Genomic DNA, 16,027 nt, shown 5'->3' on the forward strand with positions numbered 1-16,027 from the left:
GACAACTGCACATGCGCGTCGTGATCTCGGGCTCCTCGGGGCTCATCGGCACGGCGCTCACGAAGGACCTGCGCGAGGGCGGCCACGATGTGGTCGCCCTCGTGCGGCGTTCCCCCACGGGTCCCCACGAGTCGCGCTGGGACCCTGCCGCCGGGACCGTCGACGCTGACCTGGTCCGCTCCGCGGACGCGGTGGTCAACCTCGCGGGCGCGTCGATCGGCGACAAGCGCCTCACCGACTCCTACGTCGAGGTGGTCCGCGGCTCCCGCGTCGACTCGACCCGCACCCTCGTCGACGCCCTCCTGGGCGACGATGCGGGCGCCGGCTTCCGCGGCGTCCTGCTCCAGGGCTCGTCGATGGGCTACTACGGGTCGCGCGGCGAGGAGGTCCTCTCCGAGCGGTCCGAGCCGGGGCACACCGTGCTGTCGGGCATCGTGGCCGACTGGGAGGCCGCCGCCCAGCCCGCGCGCGACGCGGGCATCCGCACCGTCACCGTCCGCACCGGCCTGGTGCTCGCGGCGCACGGCGGCTTCGCGGAGCGCCTGCTGCCGCTCGTCACCAAGGGCCTGCTCGGCACCCTCGGCAAGGGCGACGCGTGGCACTCGTGGATCACGCTCGAGGACCACATCCGCGCCCTGCGCTTCCTCATCGGCTCCGACCACGACGGCGCGGTCAACGCCATCGCGCCGCACCCCGCCCGCGACGCCGCCCTCATCCGCGCGCTGTCCGAGGCCGCGGGCCGGCGCCCCGGCTTCCACGTGCCCGCCTTCGTGCTCGAGGCCGCGGTGGGCCGCGCGATCGAGGACCTGCTGTCCTCCACCCGCGGCACCGCGGGCGTGCTCGGCCGCCTGGGCTTCGAATGGCACCACCCCACCATCGAGGACGCCGCCCGCTGGGTCATGGCGCGGCGCTGACCTCGACCACGCGCCACCGCTCCCCGGACCACTCGAGCGCGAGCCGGACCTCCTGACGCTCGGCCGGGACCTCGGTCCGAGCACCGCCGGGCCCCGCACGGACGTGCGCCGAGAGCCCGTAGGCCACCTCCACCACCGCGGTCCCGCCGCCCGTCTCCACGATGGTGGCGGGACCGACGCCGACCGTCAGCCCCCGCAGCTCGACGTCCTCGAGCAGCCGGGCCTCGCGCGCGGCGGTCGCCCACGCGGCGGACCCCGGCACCGTGAGCGCCACGAGCGCCTCGCCGTCGCCCGCCGCGACCGCGTCCACCCGCTCCCCCGTCAGCGCGCGCGCCGCGGCCCCGGGATCCGGGAGGGACGATGCGGCGGCGGGGACGGCGCGTTCCGCGCCCGCGGAGGAGGTCGGCTCCCCCAGCGGCGGACCCCACACCGCCCACCCCGCGGCACCGACAGCGAGGGCCGCGACGGCCACCAGCCGCAGCGGTCGCCGCCGCAGCCGCCAGTGCCACGCCCGCGGGTCCGTCACCGTGCGCGCTGCGGGCGCGACCGCCGAACCGTCCGTCGCCGCTGCTGGACGCCACCGCACGGGCGCCGCGCAGCCGAGGATGCCGCGGCCCACCGCACCTGCGGACGGCCGCACGTCGGGATCGGGGTCGAGCAGCGGCGCCATCCACGCCTCGGCCTCGGTGCGGAGCTCCGGACCGGCAGCGGCGAGCGCCACGGCGCCGAGCGCGTGGACGTCGCCCGGGGCGGACGGAGCACCTCCGGCGGCGCGCTCGGGCGCGGCGAAGCCCGGCGTGCCCCGCTCGCGGCCGAGCGCCGGGCCGACGAGGTCGACGAGCACGGGACGCGTGCCCACGACCACGTTGCCGGGGGCGACGTCGCCATGCGCGAGACCGCGTGCGTGCAGCGCGGCCAGCGCCTCGGCGAGCCCCGCCACCAGCCATACCCACGCGCCGAGGTCCGCGGTCCGGCCCGCCTCGGCGAGGGGCGTCCCGGCGACGCGCGGCGAGCAGACCACCACCGCATCGTCCTCCCGGACCACGTCGAGCGGCACGCACACCCCGGGGTGCTCGATCGTGCTCAGCGCCGCGACGCGGGCGCGGGCGGCGCGCTCGTCCGCGTCCCCGCGCCCGACCGCCCGGGTGACCCGGTCGAGCTGCAGAGGGGTGATGCGTCGCACCCCTCCACCGTCGCATCAGCGAGGGCGGAGGGGTGCGTTCTCCACAGGGTCAGTCGGCGATCTTCTTCGCCGGCCACCAGGCGCGGCGGCCGATGTCGCCGATGAGGCCGGGCACGAGGAGCGAGCGCACGACGAAGGTGTCGATGAGCACGCCGGCCGCGACGATGAACGCGATCTGTGCGAGGAAGATCAGCGGGATGACGCCCAGCGCGGCGAACGTGGCCGCGAGGACGATGCCCGCCGACGTGATGACCCCGCCGGTGACGGCGAGCGCGCGGCGGACGCCCTCGCGCGCACCATGCTGGAGCGACTCCTCGCGCGCCCTCGACATGAGGAAGATCGAGTAGTCGACGCCCAGCGCGACGAGGAACACGAAGCCGAGCAGCGGCACCGACGGGTCGGTGCCCGGGAAGCCGAGCACGTGGTTGAACACGAGCGCGGACAGGCCCATGGTCGCGGCGAAGCTCAGCACGTTCGCGACGATGATGAGCACCGGCGCGAGGATCGAGCGCAGCAGCAGCATGAGCACCACGAGGATCACCGCGAGGATCGTCGGGAGGATGATCTTGAGGTCGCGCTCGGACGTCAGGCGCGTGTCGAGGGACTCGGCAGCCTGGCCGCCCACGAGCGCCTCGGCGTCGACCGCGTGGACGGCCTCGCGGACGTCGGCGACGATGTCGAGCGCCTCGGCGGACGACGCCGACACCTGCGTGACGCCGTTGATCTCGACGAGGCCGTCGACCACGATCGGGTCCTCGGGCACCGCGCCCGCCGGCGCACCCGCCGCGACCGCGGGGGTGAGCAGGTACGCCTCGGTGATGCCCTCGACGCCGGAGACGGCGTCGAGGACGTCCTGCGCCGCGCCCTCGGCGGCGATCACGCGGATGGGCGACGTGGCGCCCGCGTCGAAGTGCTGCTCGAGGAACTCGAAGCCGGTGACGGACTCGGTCTCTGCGGTGAAGATGTCGCGCTCGCCCAGGCCGCCCGACTTGAAGGTCGGGACGAAGGCCGCGAGCACGACGAGGCCGAGGGCCGCCGCCGCCCACACCGCGCGGGGACGGGAGTCGACGAAGCGGGACACGCGGCCCCAGATGCCGGCGCGGGCCTCGACGGCCTCGACGGTCTCCTCGGCCTCGTGGGCGTCGTCGCCGCGGTAGCGGGGCATGGCGGGCCAGAACACGCCGCGGGCGTGCTTGCCGCCGATGAGCAGCAGCGCGGGCAGCAGCGTGAGGGCCGCGAGGAACGATGCGGCGATGCCGATCGCGCCGGCCGGGCCGAGCGCGGCGTTGGACTTGAGGTCGCTCAGCAGCAGCACGAGCAGGCCGAGCACGACGGTGCCGGCCGATGCGGCGATGGGCTCGAGCGAGCGTCGCCAGGCCTTGGCGAGCGCGGCGTACGGCGAGCGGATCCGCAGCAGCTCCTCGCGGTAGCGGGCGACCAGCAGCAGCGCGTAGTCGGTGGTGGCGCCCACGACGAGGATGAACATGATGCCCTGGCTCTGGCCGTTGAGCGTGATGACGTCCGCGTTGGCGAGCGCGTAGACCGCGATGATCGCGCCGGTGAGCGCGAGCATGGACGTCGCGAGCACGAGGAACGGCAGCACGGGGCTGCGGTACACGATGAGCAGGATGATCAGCACGACGCCGAGCGCGACGAGCAGGAGGATGCCGTCGATGCCGCCGAAGGCCTCGACGAGGTCCGCGACCAGGCCCGCGGGGCCGGTGACGTAGCCGGTGAGGCCCGTCTCGGCCTCCTCCCACGCGGTGCGCAGGGTGTCGACGTAGAGCTGGCCGATCGACTCCTCGCCGGCCATCTCGTCGAAGACCTCGGCGTCGACCGCGAAGGACACGAGGATCGCCTCGCCGTCCTCGGACGGGATCGCCGTCGGGCCCTGGCCCTGCGGGCCGGTCAGCGTGACGTCGCCGACGGTGCGGCCCTCGGGGTCGCCCTCGAGCGGGACAGACAGGACGTCGTCGACGAAGGTCTGCACGGTCGCGACGTCCTGCGCGCCTCCCTCGACGGCGAGGAGCGCGGGGACGGACTCGGTGGGGGCGAACTCGGCGTGGAGATCGGCCGCCTCGGTCGACTCGGCGCTGGAGGGCAGGAACGCGGCGGAGTCGTTCTCCTGCACCTCGGAGAGCTTGCCGAACGTCTGACCGCCGGCACCGCCGACGGCGAGCCAACCGAAGATGACCAGGATGATGAGCAGGGGACGTGCCCAGGATCGAAGTTTCACATCCGGAATGATGCCCGATGCCCCCCGAAGTATTCCCGCTTCGGACAAGAGTTACCATCCTGTGATGCGCATCGTCCCCGTCGATCTCGGCACGCGCCTCGTCCCGTACGAGGAGGCGTGGGCCCTCCAGCGCGAGATCCATGCCCAGGTGGCGGCCGGCGAGGCCGAGGACACGCTCCTGCTGGTAGAGCACGAGCCCGTCTACACCGCGGGCAGACGCACCGCCGCGTGGGACCGTCCCGTGGACGGCACCCCGGTGGTCGACGTCGACCGCGGCGGCCGCATCACGTGGCACGGCCCCGGCCAGCTCGTCGGCTACCCCATCGTGCGCCTCGCGGAGCCTGTCGACGTGGTGCGCTACGTGCGCCGCCTCGAGCAGGCCGTCATGGACGTGTGCGCGTCGTTCGGCCTCGAGACCATCCGGGTCGAGGACCGCTCGGGGGTGTGGCTGCCCGCGACCGAGGAGCGGAGCGAGCGCAAGATCTGCGCGATCGGCGTCCGCGTCGCGAAGGGCGTGACCATGCACGGCTTCGCGCTCAACTGCACGCCGGACCTCGGATGGTTCGACCGCATCGTGCCGTGCGGCATCTCCGACGCCGACGTCACGTCGCTGTCGGTGGAGCTCGGCCGCGAGGTGCCCCTCGCCGAGGCCGTCGAGCCGACGGTCCGATTCCTGGAAGCCGCCCTCGCCGACGTAAGGTGGGCGCAGGCAACCAGCCCCGCCGTCGACCTCCCCACGAAGGAGCCCGTGTGACCATCGCCCCCGAGGGACGCAAGATGCTGCGCGTCGAGGCCCGCAACTCCGCCGTCCCGATCGAGCGCAAGCCCGAGTGGATCCGCACCAAGGCGACCATGGGTCCCGAGTACAAGGACCTCAAGGGCCTGGTGAAGAGCGGCGGACTCCACACGGTGTGCGAGGAGGCGGGCTGCCCCAACATCTTCGAGTGCTGGGAGGACCGCGAGGCGACCTTCCTCATCGGCGGCGACCAGTGCACGCGCCGCTGCGACTTCTGCCAGATCGACACGGGCAAGCCGGCGGCCTTCGACGCCGACGAGCCGCGTCGCGTCGCGGAGTCGGTCCAGCAGATGGGCCTCAAGTACTCGACCATCACGGGCGTGGCGCGCGACGACCTCGAGGACGGCGGCGCCTGGCTGTACGCCGAGACCGTCCGCCAGATCCACGCGCTCAACCCCGGCACCGGCGTCGAGCTGCTCATCCCCGACTTCAACGCGGATCCCGACCAGCTCGCCGAGGTGTTCTCCTCGCGCCCCGAGGTCCTCGCCCACAACCTCGAGACCGTGCCCCGCGTGTTCAAGCGTATCCGCCCGGGCTTCCGCTACGACCGCTCGCTGTCGGTACTGACCGCGGCGCAGGAGGACGGCCTGGTCACCAAGTCGAACCTCATCCTCGGCATGGGCGAGACGTTCGACGAGGCCGTCGAGGCGCTGCGCGACCTGCACGCCGCCGGCTGCGACCTCATCACCATCACGCAGTACCTGCGGCCCTCGCCCCGCCACCACCCCGTGGACCGCTGGGTGCGCCCGCAGGAGTTCGTCGAGCTGTCGGACATCGCGGAGGAGATCGGCTTCCTCGGCGTCATGTCGGGCCCGCTGGTCCGCTCCTCGTACCGTGCCGGCCGCCTCTGGGGCCAGGCGATGAAGCGCAAGGGACGCGAGATCCCCGCCGCGCTCGCGCACCTGGGCGAGGAGACCGAGTCGCGCCAGGAGGCGTCCGCGCTGCTCAAGGCGCGTCCCGAGCTCGGCTGACCCGCGCATCGTCCCGCGCCCTGCGGGCCGGGGGTCGACGCCGTCCGTGGAGGGCGTCCCGGAGGGCCGCGCGGCTGCGACTAGACTGTGCGCATCATGGCTAAGAACGACGCACCGAAGCCCAAGAAGCAGCGCTGGTACTCCCTGATCATCCAGGCGTACAAGGTCACCGCTCCGCACGACAAGCTCCTGCTCCCCGGCATCCTCGCCATCCTCATCGGCGGCATCGCGCTGGCGGTGGTCATCGGCCTCATCATCGGCGGCACCGCGGCGATCATCTACGCGTCGATCTTCGGCGTGCTCACCGCCGCGCTGGGCGCGATGTACTTCCTCACGCGGCGCTTCGAGCGCAACGCGTTCATGCGCATGGAGGGCCAGACCGGCGCGTCGCTCGCGGTCGCCCAGACCATCCGCTCGGGCTGGAAGTTCGAGGACCAGCCGGTGAACATGGACACCAAGGGCAAGGGCGTGGTCTTCCAGGGCGTCGGCAAGGGCGGCATCGTGCTGCTCGCCGAGGGCGGCTCGCTCATCCACCGTCCCGCCGAGACCTCGAAGAAGCGCATCGAGAAGCTCGTGCCGGGCGTGCCCGTCACCATCATCTACGTGGGCCGCGGCGACGGCGAGGTCGCGCTGGCCGGCCTCACCAAGGCGATCCGCCGCATCAAGAAGGCGCTGGGCCGCAACGACCGCCCGACCGTCGAGGCGCGCCTCAAGGCGATCGGCGGCGCGAAGCCCCCGATGCCCAAGGGCATCGACCCGGTGCGTGCGCGTCCCGACCGCAAGGGCATGCGCGGCCGCTGAGAGCGCCGTTCCCCCGTCGGAAGCCGTCCGTGACCCCCTGCGGGGAGCTCACGGACGGTTTTTCGCGTTCCCGGACTCCTGCGGGGAGATGACCGACGCCGGTCAGCCGATCGCGATCCGCACGCCGGTCGCCGTCGCCCCGAACCGCACCTCGGTGAGGTCCTTCACGCGCAGCAGACCCTCCGTCGCAGGGGTCGCGAGCGAGCCCACCACGATCACGGTCGCCCCGGCGGCCAGACCCGCCCGCACACCGGCGTCGGAGTCCTCGAGCACCACGCAGTCCTCGACGTCGAAGCCGAGCGCGTCGGCGCCGCGGCGGTAGGGCTCCGGGTCGGGCTTGCCGTGCTCGACGTCCTCGGCGGCGATGAGCACGTCGATCTCGGGGAAGCCGAGCCGGCCCATGCGCCGCAGCGCGGCATCCCGCACCGCGGAGGTCACCACGGCCCAGCGGCCGGCGGGCAGGTCATGAACCGCGCCCACCGCCCCGGGGATCTCGACGTCCGCGTCGAAGCGCTCGTTCTCCCACTCCTCGATCCGGCGATACCAGGGCTCGATGTCCGCGTCCTCGCCGAGGTAGTGCCGGAGCGTCGCGCGCGCGGGCACGCCGTGGACGTGCGCGAGCACGTCGTCGACGTCGAACCCGGCCTGGCGGGCGAAGTCGCCCCAGACCACGTCGACCGTGGCGGTGGAATCGATGAGCGTGCCGTCCATGTCCAGCAGCACGGCGGCGACGTCGAGGTCGATCATGCGGAGGTCCCCTCTCCCCCGGCGCGCACCACCGGGTGCCGGCGAGGCGGTCGTGGAGGCCGCGCCCGTCGGGTCCCCACACCACGGCGGGGATGACGAGCGCGAGCAGGACGGTGCGGATGGCGGCCTTGCCGATGCCGACGGCGAGCGCGCCGTCCTCGCGGACCACCCGCACCCCCATGAGGCGGTGGCCGATGGTGGTGCCGAGGGTCGCGACGAGCGCGAGGTGCTGGACCGCCCACACGGCGAGCGTCGCGAACGGCACGCCCGCGAGCAGCGCCCGCTCGATGCCGGTCACGCCCTCGGTCGCATAGGAGGGGTCCGGGAAGAAGGCCGACGAGATCAGCAGGCACAGCACCCAGTCGATCGCGATGCCGCCAAGGCGGCGCGGGACGAGCGCGGAGGGCACGGTCTGATCGGTCACCGAGCAAGCCTAACGGGACGATGCGCACCCTCCCGGCCGTCGCATCGTCCCTCCCGGCGGCGCCTCCGGTACCACCCCGCCACGAGTGCCACATGTAACACTCTCGAAACATTCCGTGTATCCGCAGGCAACGGACCGCCCCTAGGGTGTGAGGTGCCACCGAAGGCCTGTCCAACCTCTTCAAGGAGTACCGGATGTTCAAAGACGCCAACGAGGCGATCGAGTATGTGAAGAACGAGGGCGTCGAGTTCGTCGACATCCGCTTCTGCGACCTTCCCGGTCAGATGCAGCACTTCAACATCCCCGCGTCGCAGTTCACCGAGGACGTGTTCACCGAGGGCGCGATGTTCGACGGTTCGTCGATCCGCGGCTTCCAGGCGATCAACGAGTCCGACATGAAGCTGCTGCCGGATGTCGCCACCGCGTTCATCGACCCGTTCCGCACGGCGAAGACGCTCGTCATCAACTTCTCGATCGTGGACCCGTTCACGAACGAGCCCTACTCGCGCGACCCCCGCAACATCGCGGCGAAGGCCGTGGAGTACCTCAAGTCCACCGGCATCGGCGACACCGCGTTCTTCGCGCCCGAGGCCGAGTTCTTCATCTTCGACTCGGTGCGCTTCGACACCGCGCAGAACGAGGGCTACTACCACATCGACTCCTCCGAGGCCTGGTGGAACACGGGCAAGGAGTTCGAGCAGGACGGCACCCCGAACCGCGGCTACAAGACGCGCTACAAGGGCGGCTACTTCCCCGTCTCCCCCGGCGACCAGTTCGCGGACCTCCGCGACGAGATGTGCAAGGTCCTCGGCGAGGTCGGCCTCGACCTCGAGCGCGCGCACCACGAGGTGGGCACCGCCGGCCAGCAGGAGATCAACTACCGCTTCAACACGCTGCTGCACGCGGGCGACGACATCCAGAAGTTCAAGTACGTCGTCAAGAACGTGGCGTGGCGCGCGGGCAAGACCGTGACCTTCATGCCGAAGCCGCTCTTCGGCGACAACGGCTCGGGCATGCACGTGCACCAGTCGATCTGGAAGAACGGCGAGCCGCTGTTCTACGATGAGTCCGGCTACGGCGGCCTCTCGGACATCGCCCGCTGGTACATCGGCGGCATCCTCAAGCACGCGCCGTCGCTGCTCGCGTTCACCAACCCGACCGTCAACTCGTACCACCGCCTCGTGCCGGGCTACGAGGCCCCGGTCAACCTGGTGTACTCGGCGCGCAACCGCTCCGCCGCGGTCCGCATCCCGATCACGGGCTCGAACCCGAAGGCCAAGCGCATCGAGTTCCGCGCGCCCGACCCGTCGTCGAACCCGTACCTCGCGTTCGCGGCGCTCCTGATGGCCGGCATCGACGGCATCAAGAACCGCATCGAGCCGCCGGCCCCGGTCGACAAGGACCTGTACGAGCTGCCCCCGGAGGAGCACGCTCAGATCGCGCAGGTTCCGGACTCGCTCCCCAAGGTGCTCGACGCCCTCGAGGCGGACCACGGCTTCCTCACCGAGGGCGGCGTGTTCACCGAGGACCTCATCGAGATGTGGATCGACCTCAAGCGCACGCAGGAGATCGACCCGCTGCGCTTCCGTCCGCACCCGCACGAGTTCGAGCTCTACTACGACTGCTAAGTCCTAGAGCCTGACTTACCAGGAACTTCTCTGAGGGAGACCTCAGATTGGCCGCAATCCGGCCGCACGAGGTTCTACAGAGTCGGCGCGGGCCGCCAGTACTTCAGCTACTGCGGCCCGCGTCGACTCTTCTGTATCCGGCCACAGATGCGCATAGGTGTTGAGCGTCGTGGTCGCATTCGAGTGACGCAGGCGGGCCTGCACGACCTTGACGTCCGCGCCCGCTGCAATGAGCAGCGAAGCGAAGTAGTGCCTCAGGTCGTGGAACCGGAACTCCTCCGGAAGTGCTGCGGCTTCGCGAGCATCGCGCACGGCGCGCTGGATCGCCCATGGCCCCACTTGGCGGCCCAGCAGGTCTTCTACGATCCACCCCCTCTCCCCTGTCCAATCACCCAGGACGGCAGCAAGCTCGATGGGAATTGGCACCGGCGCAGCAGAGGCGTCAGTCTTGAGCGGCCGGTCTGGGTACTGCATCCGCGGGCTCACCAGGCCCCTCATGAAGTCGACGTCCTCGACGCGGAGGCCACACACCTCAGCGACCCGCAGTCCGGCAAAGGCACCAAGCAGGACTGCCGGCCGCACGTAGCCAGGCACAGCGTCGTGAAGCGCCCAGACTTGCGCGGTGCTCACCACATAGGGCCGCTGTTTCCCGGCGCCCGGCGACGTGCGCCTTGAGCACGGGTTACGCGCGATGATCCCGTCGTGGACAGCGTCCGCCAGGATCTGGGAAAGGCGCGCATGGATCGCGTAGACCGTAGAGTCTGCGAGCCCCCGCCTCTTCAGGCGGGCGCACCATGCTCGAATCGCTGACGGCTTGACGTCCACAAGGCGCACAGCACCGAACTCTTCAACGATGTGCTTTACGTGCACGCGGGCTTGACGGACCGTCGATGGCTGATTGCCGCTGTACGCGTCCAGCCAGGTGTCACACCATGCGGCGACCGTGGTCCGAGCGGTCGCTGGGTCGACGTAGTCACCACGCACCAGCGCTGCGGACTGTGCGTCGATCCATCGTTGCGCATCGCTCTTTCGGTCGAACCTTTGTGAGTGCTCCGTCCCGGAGTTGTCGCGATAGCGCGCCCGCCATCGACCGTTCGCCTGCTTGACGATGCTCGCCATACCTACGCACCTCCGCTCGCGCTGTGGCGCGCCCGACGCCTTGCCTCGTCGTCGTGGGCAAGGTACGCCGTCCACCGCTCGCGCATCGCGCCGTCCTCTGCTGAATCGACGGCAAGGCGCTGCCCGCCGATCACGTACTGCTTGAGATGCGCAAACAAGTGCTCGGCTGCCAGGGTGTATCCAGATAGAAAGCGTTCCGTCCAGTCATCAGCGTGCCACCGGTCGGGGTTGTGACCGTAGGTCCTCATCCACTGGGCGACCGCTCGCCGCGCCGACTCCACATCGGGGAAATCCCTCATCGCGTGTCCCAGCGCAAGCTCCGCGGACTCAAGCGCGACATAGGCTGCCTCGTACTTCTCGTAGACCTCATCGAGCCGCTGCAAGAGGTCGACCACCTCTTGTCTGCGCGCGAGCACCGGGTCTGTCACGAGTGCATCGAACGACACATTGAGGGCGCGCGCGATGGCGACCGCCTCATCGAGTCGGACTGAGCGTTCGCCAGCTTCGATCCGTCGAATCGCGCCATGGTCAAGCTTGACCCCCTGTGCCTGAACCTGAGCAGCAACCTGTCGCAGGCTCCAGTTCGGGTGGTCCCTCTCTCTGATCATCTTCATGTTCAGGGCGACATTGCGCTCGAGCCGGATTCCTGCTCGTTGTGCCTCACCATTGCGTTCCTTCATGGCACAAAAGGTACACGCAATGGCTTGCCCTGGCACACGCAGGCACGCACTCTCGAAGCATCACCGTGGACAACCCGCGGTGACAGATGGAAGGCAAGCCCATGTCGAAGCTGCTCACGATCCCCGAAGTTGCAGAAAAGTGCCGCACCTCCCCCGCCACGGTGCGCTACTGGCGACAGACAGGCACCGGACCGCGCTCGATGCGGGTGGGCCGCCGGGTTTTGTTCCGGGAAGAGGACGTTCAGGCGTTCCTCGACCGCTGCTACGGCCTCGACGAACACGGCGGCGCAGTGTCGATCAACGCCCCTGATACAACGCGAGCTCCGCGGCCGTGACCGCGACCTGGCACAGCCGAAGCGACCACCCCGGGGCCTCTGCCAACTACCGTCGCCGGCATTCCCTGGCGGTCCAGCATCGTGCGGCTGGAGATCTCGAGCTCCTTCTCTCACTGCCGCCACGCGACGATTCATCGACCTACGGGTTGGATTCACAGACCTTGACTCGCTACATCGACGCGCTGCGACATGCCGACACTCCGGCAGTCGCCGCAACGGTGTACGGCGGCGGAGTGTGGCTCCCGACCGCTTGGCAAGAGTGGGAAATCGAGCGACGGTTCGGGGAGCCACGCTGGTGAACCCCAACCTCGGAAGCCCGGTACGCCGCGGCGACGAACTGGAGAGGATGACGTTCCCTCCGCTCCAGTGGGCGGTGCAAGGAGTCATCCCCGAGGGGTTCGGAATCCTCGCCGGGCCCCCCAAGATTGGGAAGTCGTGGCTGGTGTATGACGTGGCGCTCGCGGTGTCGTCCGGGACTCGCGCATTCGGAATCGCCGATCCCGGGCCCCAGCGCGAGGTTCTCTACTTGGCCTTGGAAGATAGCGAGCGCCGCCTCCAGGCTCGTGCCCGCGCGCTGCTCGGTGCAGGAATGCGGATCCCGACCGAGTTCAACTACGTGATCGACGTTCAGCCCAGCCACGCGCCTGATTTGATCGCAGACTGGCTGGGCAACGTCAAGACCAAGTCGCCCGTCGTATTGATGGACACACTCGGTCGCTTGCTTCCTCCGGCTCTACCGGGTGAGACTCAGTACCAGCGCGACTACCGAATAGCAGCGCTCTTCAAGTCGCTGGCAGACGGGAAGCCCGGCGCCACCGTCCTAGCCGTGCATCACACCCGCAAGGCCGCCGCGATCGATTGGATGGACGGCACCAGTGGAACCAACGGGTTGAATGGCGGCGCTGACTTCACCATGAACCTCGAGCGTTCGCGGGGCAACGACTGCGCGCTACTGCGGATCACCGGCCGCGATGTTCCGGACAGCGCATTCGCCATGAACTTTGAGCGCTCTCGCTGGGTGCTCGACGGTACGGACCTCTCTGACGCAGCTCGCCGGGCGGCGGACCACGCCGTAGCGCGCGCCGTAGGTGGCCGCAGCGCAGAGATTGCCTCCTATGTCCAAACTCATCCCGGCGGAACCACACCTCAGCAGGTCGACGCGCACTTCCACACCAGCGATGCGCGCGTGTACCTGAAGCGGCTCTGCGACGAAGGCCATCTCGTCAAAATCCGCCGTGGCGTCTATGGGCCTGTAACAAGTGTCACTTCTTAACAAATGCCAGGTCAGCCGCCAACGCCGTCCGTTACACATGAAACAGATGTAGCAAAGGTGGCGCGAATCGATCCCCACTCAATGCAGGTTGAGCGCGCGTGTCGGTCCCCAGCTCTTTTTTCTGCGCTCGGCTCGCGATCCCGTGCTTCCGTCCCGTATATCTCCCAGCGACGAGTCCACGCTGCGCGGGCGCCTCCAGCGTTCCCGAGCTCTGGCCGACGGTGCGATTGACTACCTCTCCCCGGCAGGCTCCTCGAGCGATGCTTGAGCGAACAATCGCTCTCGTTCGAGCGCGACCACCTCGCGAGCAAGCTCCGCTTCGGAAACGTCAAGCGCTTCTGGCGCGCTCTCGGCGGTATTGCTGATGCGTGCGAACTCGTCGAACAGCTCCTTCTTCCGCGCCAGAATCTCAGTGATCCGCTCATCGACGCTGTTCTCGGTGAGAAGGCGGTGGACTTGAACGCTATTCAGCTGGCCCATCCGATGCGCCCTGGCAATCGCCTGCCACTCAGTCGTCGGCTTGAGCTGAGGCTCGCACATCACAATCACGGACGCCGCCTGTATGTTCAGGCCCACCCCGCCAGCCACCACTTGAGAAACTAGGACCGCACCGTGGCCCGCGGCCGAGAACTCGTCAACCATCGTCTGGCGCTCGTCCGCCCGGACCGACCCGGACAGTGGGCCGAAGACCTCGCCCGGAAGAAGCGCAACGATGTCGTCAAGCACGTCCCGGAAATACGAAAAGACGATCACCTTGCGACTGTTTGCCTCGGCCTCTTCGACTATCTCGAGAAGGCGTTGGACCTTGGCTGAACTCGATCGGTTAGACATTGCAGCCTTCCGCATCGCCATGAACTGGCCGGCGTAAACTGCATCGCGGTAGGCCGCAAGGTCGGCGTCCGAGAGGGGCAGCCACTCGCTGACCTCCACCAACTCCGGCAACTCAGATAGAACGTCCTCCTGGTTTCGCCGCAAGTATGCAGGTGCGACCTGAGTGCGGAAGCGACGGGGTGCAAGTTCGTCTGCGTCGACGACGAGGTCGGGGCGCAAGTATCCGACCAGCGTCCCGAACTCTCCCACACGATTCTCCAGCGGAGTGCCGGTCAGGAACACCGAGTACTCAGCGGCCTGGACAAGCTCCACAACTCGCCGAGAACGATGAGCACTCGGGTTCTTGACGTACTGTGCTTCGTCGACGATGACGCAACTGAGGTCAGAAATCGGAGGCAGCTGCGGTGCTAGCCACTTGAGTGTCTCAAACGTCGTGACTGCAACTCCACCGTGGCGTCGCCAATTCTGCAGCGCCTCATGGCGGCCCCGACCGTGAATCCGGTGCGATCGAAGCCTCGTCTTGGTATTGACCTCGCGTACCCAATTGGTCACCACTGAAGCAGGACAGATGACGAGTCCGTGCCTTTCGCCTTTGGCGTGGAGATGCGCGAAGACAGCGAGTCCCTCAAGAGTCTTGCCTAGACCCATTTCATCGCCGATGAGGACTTTGCGCTGGCAGAGTACGAAGCGAGCGGCAAAGCTCTGATAGCCACGCAAGGAGGCAGTCAGCTCCTGGGTGTCGAGCTCAGTCTGGCGAATCGCCGCGACGATTTCGTCGGGGAGATCACCGTGGGTCTTCTCCTCGTGCTCCGTGAGGAAGCCGAGCTCGGCGAGCAGCGCGAAAAAGTCTGCGGGTCGGGCAGCGAAGCTGTCCCACGGATCACCAAAGCGCGCGTCATCGCCCATCGCCGCCGCGCGCGCCGCAGCGCGGTGCAACGTGTCCATGGCCTCGTGGAAACTGGGGACTGAACGCTCCACGGGCAGCACGACGAGGTGAGTTGCCTTCCGATCCATCGCTGCGACAAGAGGCGCGAAAGTGTCACGTAGCGCGACGTCACCGGTGGCCCCCGTGACCCGGTGCGCAGGCTCCCAGGCGCGCAGTTGTGACAGCAGCTCCGTTGTCTCCCCGGTCCGGCGATTGATATCGATACGCACAGGCATTTCACCGTACGTGGTGTGCCACATTGTCTGCGCCGCTGCACGCATCCGATTCGCGGTGGTCGCACCTATCCCGGGAAGCTGTTCGAGGATCGCGCTCCGGTCTAGCACCGCCTGGACATCGGTGATGCCAGCGTCAAGGAGGGGCCCGACGCGAATCCGATCACGAGTGGCCTCCCTAAGGCGATCTGCGGGCATCTCGGAGAGTAGAGACCGTGTCTCCATCGCCCGGACACGCTCACCTGCAGCGCGTGCAGCGTCACAGAGCAACGACTCCTGGTTCAACGCATAGTCGAGTGTTGCGATCGATGCGGCAAGGTCAATGACCGACGATCGCGCCACCAATGCGGGTTCGGAGCTCGCGTCGCCAAGATGGCGCACTAGGTCAACGTGCGCGGCGAGCGCCAGCTCGACTGGGACGTCCGGGCATCTCGCGGCCGCACTCTGCGCGAGGTAGTCAACATACGCCGGCAGGCCCGTGCGAAGGGCCGCGGCGTGGAAGGACTTCAGATACTCCGCTGCGTTCGCAGCCGATTCTCTCTTCTGGCTCCCGGAGAAGAAGCGCCGCGCCCCTACCAGCGCCTTGACTTGCTCCACCGCCGTCGCCGCTGAACCAGTGAGCTCACCGAGCCCCCGGCCCTCCTCTGAACCGATCGCTGGTTGTGCCACCTGGCGCGCGATGTCCCGCAGCAGTCGACTGTCGCGCGGACCCAGAATGAGAACCTGCCAAGCGACCCTGCCGTCGAGCCAAAGGTCGACGACCCTATTGCGCAGTGCGGCAATCGCATGATCCGCGTCGCTGCCAATCTGCGTCCGTGCGGTCAGCGCAGTGCGCGCATGCGCGACCCAAGTCGAAACTTCGTCGGACGCGGCACGCAACTGCGCGCGCTCGTCTTTCTCCATCGCACTCATTCCCCAGGACGCAGTTCCG

General features: G+C 68.9%; 13 protein-coding genes and 1 pseudogene. 7 read left to right on the top strand and 7 right to left on the bottom strand.

Annotated elements, in window-relative coordinates; translation table 11 throughout:
- The first annotated feature begins 11 nt into the window (after positions 1-11).
- Positions 12-914: a TIGR01777 family oxidoreductase gene (locus QQX09_RS02020; protein WP_301131023.1), complete on the top strand. Its 903-nt coding sequence runs from the start codon at positions 12-14 to the stop codon at positions 912-914.
- On the opposite strand, the gene QQX09_RS02025 is transcribed toward QQX09_RS02020, so the two are convergent.
- Together QQX09_RS02025 and QQX09_RS02030 are read right to left on the bottom strand one after the other, a co-directional pair.
- Complete coding sequence (locus QQX09_RS02025) at positions 898-2,097, bottom strand: serine/threonine-protein kinase (protein ID WP_301131024.1); 1,200 nt, start codon at positions 2,095-2,097, stop codon at positions 898-900. The two genes, QQX09_RS02020 and QQX09_RS02025, sit on opposite strands and share 17 nt — an antisense overlap.
- A gap of 49 nt (positions 2,098-2,146) precedes the next feature.
- Positions 2,147-4,333 carry an MMPL family transporter gene (locus QQX09_RS02030; RefSeq protein ID WP_301131025.1) on the bottom strand — a complete coding sequence of 729 codons (2,187 nt, stop codon included), beginning with the start codon at positions 4,331-4,333 and terminating at the stop codon, positions 2,147-2,149.
- Between the two features lie 64 nt (positions 4,334-4,397).
- On the opposite strand from QQX09_RS02030, the gene lipB reads away from it, so the two are divergent.
- The 3 genes from lipB to QQX09_RS02045 all read left to right on the top strand — a co-directional run bounded on the left by lipB (position 4,398) and on the right by QQX09_RS02045 (position 6,901).
- Positions 4,398-5,087, top strand: a complete 690-nt coding sequence (gene lipB / locus QQX09_RS02035; protein ID WP_301131026.1) for a lipoyl(octanoyl) transferase LipB — start codon at positions 4,398-4,400, stop codon at positions 5,085-5,087.
- The gene (lipA, locus tag QQX09_RS02040; protein ID WP_301131027.1) at positions 5,084-6,100 is read left to right on the top strand and encodes a lipoyl synthase; all 1,017 of its coding nucleotides are present in this window, start codon (positions 5,084-5,086) and stop codon (positions 6,098-6,100) included. The genes lipB and lipA overlap by 4 nt, the downstream gene beginning before the upstream one ends.
- A gap of 96 nt (positions 6,101-6,196) precedes the next feature.
- Entirely contained in the window at positions 6,197-6,901 is a 705-nt protein-coding gene (locus QQX09_RS02045) for a DUF4191 domain-containing protein (protein WP_301131028.1), read from the top strand.
- Between the two features lie 102 nt (positions 6,902-7,003).
- Here QQX09_RS02045 and QQX09_RS02050 read toward each other — a convergent pair whose 3' ends face one another.
- Together QQX09_RS02050 and QQX09_RS14265 are read right to left on the bottom strand one after the other, a co-directional pair.
- Positions 7,004-7,648, bottom strand: coding sequence for an HAD-IA family hydrolase (locus QQX09_RS02050; protein WP_301131029.1), 645 nt, complete (start codon positions 7,646-7,648; stop codon positions 7,004-7,006).
- Between the two features lie 97 nt (positions 7,649-7,745).
- Positions 7,746-8,072, bottom strand: a pseudogene (locus tag QQX09_RS14265) (RDD family protein); the annotation flags it as partial.
- A 194-nt stretch (positions 8,073-8,266) separates the two neighbouring features.
- On the opposite strand from QQX09_RS14265, the gene glnA reads away from it, so the two are divergent.
- Entirely contained in the window at positions 8,267-9,700 is a 1,434-nt protein-coding gene (glnA, locus tag QQX09_RS02055; RefSeq protein ID WP_301131030.1) for a type I glutamate--ammonia ligase, read from the top strand.
- Positions 9,701-9,742: 42 nt separating this feature from the next.
- Here the strand turns inward: glnA and QQX09_RS02060 are convergent, their stop codons facing one another.
- A complete protein-coding gene (locus tag QQX09_RS02060; RefSeq protein ID WP_301131031.1) occupies positions 9,743-10,819 on the bottom strand; it encodes a tyrosine-type recombinase/integrase in 1,077 nt (358 codons plus the stop codon).
- Between the two features lie 2 nt (positions 10,820-10,821).
- Entirely contained in the window at positions 10,822-11,499 is a 678-nt protein-coding gene (locus QQX09_RS02065; protein ID WP_301131032.1) for a helix-turn-helix domain-containing protein, read from the bottom strand.
- Positions 11,500-11,600: 101 nt separating this feature from the next.
- Here QQX09_RS02065 and QQX09_RS02070 point away from each other — a divergent pair, with 101 nt between their 5' ends.
- Both QQX09_RS02070 and QQX09_RS02075 read left to right on the top strand, forming a co-directional pair.
- Entirely contained in the window at positions 11,601-11,834 is a 234-nt protein-coding gene (locus QQX09_RS02070; RefSeq protein ID WP_301131033.1) for a helix-turn-helix transcriptional regulator, read from the top strand.
- A 295-nt stretch (positions 11,835-12,129) separates the two neighbouring features.
- Entirely contained in the window at positions 12,130-13,107 is a 978-nt protein-coding gene (locus tag QQX09_RS02075; RefSeq protein ID WP_301131034.1) for an AAA family ATPase, read from the top strand.
- Positions 13,108-13,338: 231 nt separating this feature from the next.
- Here QQX09_RS02075 and QQX09_RS02080 read toward each other — a convergent pair whose 3' ends face one another.
- Positions 13,339-15,999 carry a DEAD/DEAH box helicase gene (locus QQX09_RS02080; RefSeq protein ID WP_301131035.1) on the bottom strand — a complete coding sequence of 887 codons (2,661 nt, stop codon included), beginning with the start codon at positions 15,997-15,999 and terminating at the stop codon, positions 13,339-13,341.
- Positions 16,000-16,027 lie beyond the last annotated feature (28 nt).

The sequence above is a fragment of the Demequina litoralis genome (assembly GCF_030418455.1).
Classification (GTDB): Bacteria; Actinomycetota; Actinomycetes; order Actinomycetales; family Demequinaceae; genus Demequina; species Demequina litoralis.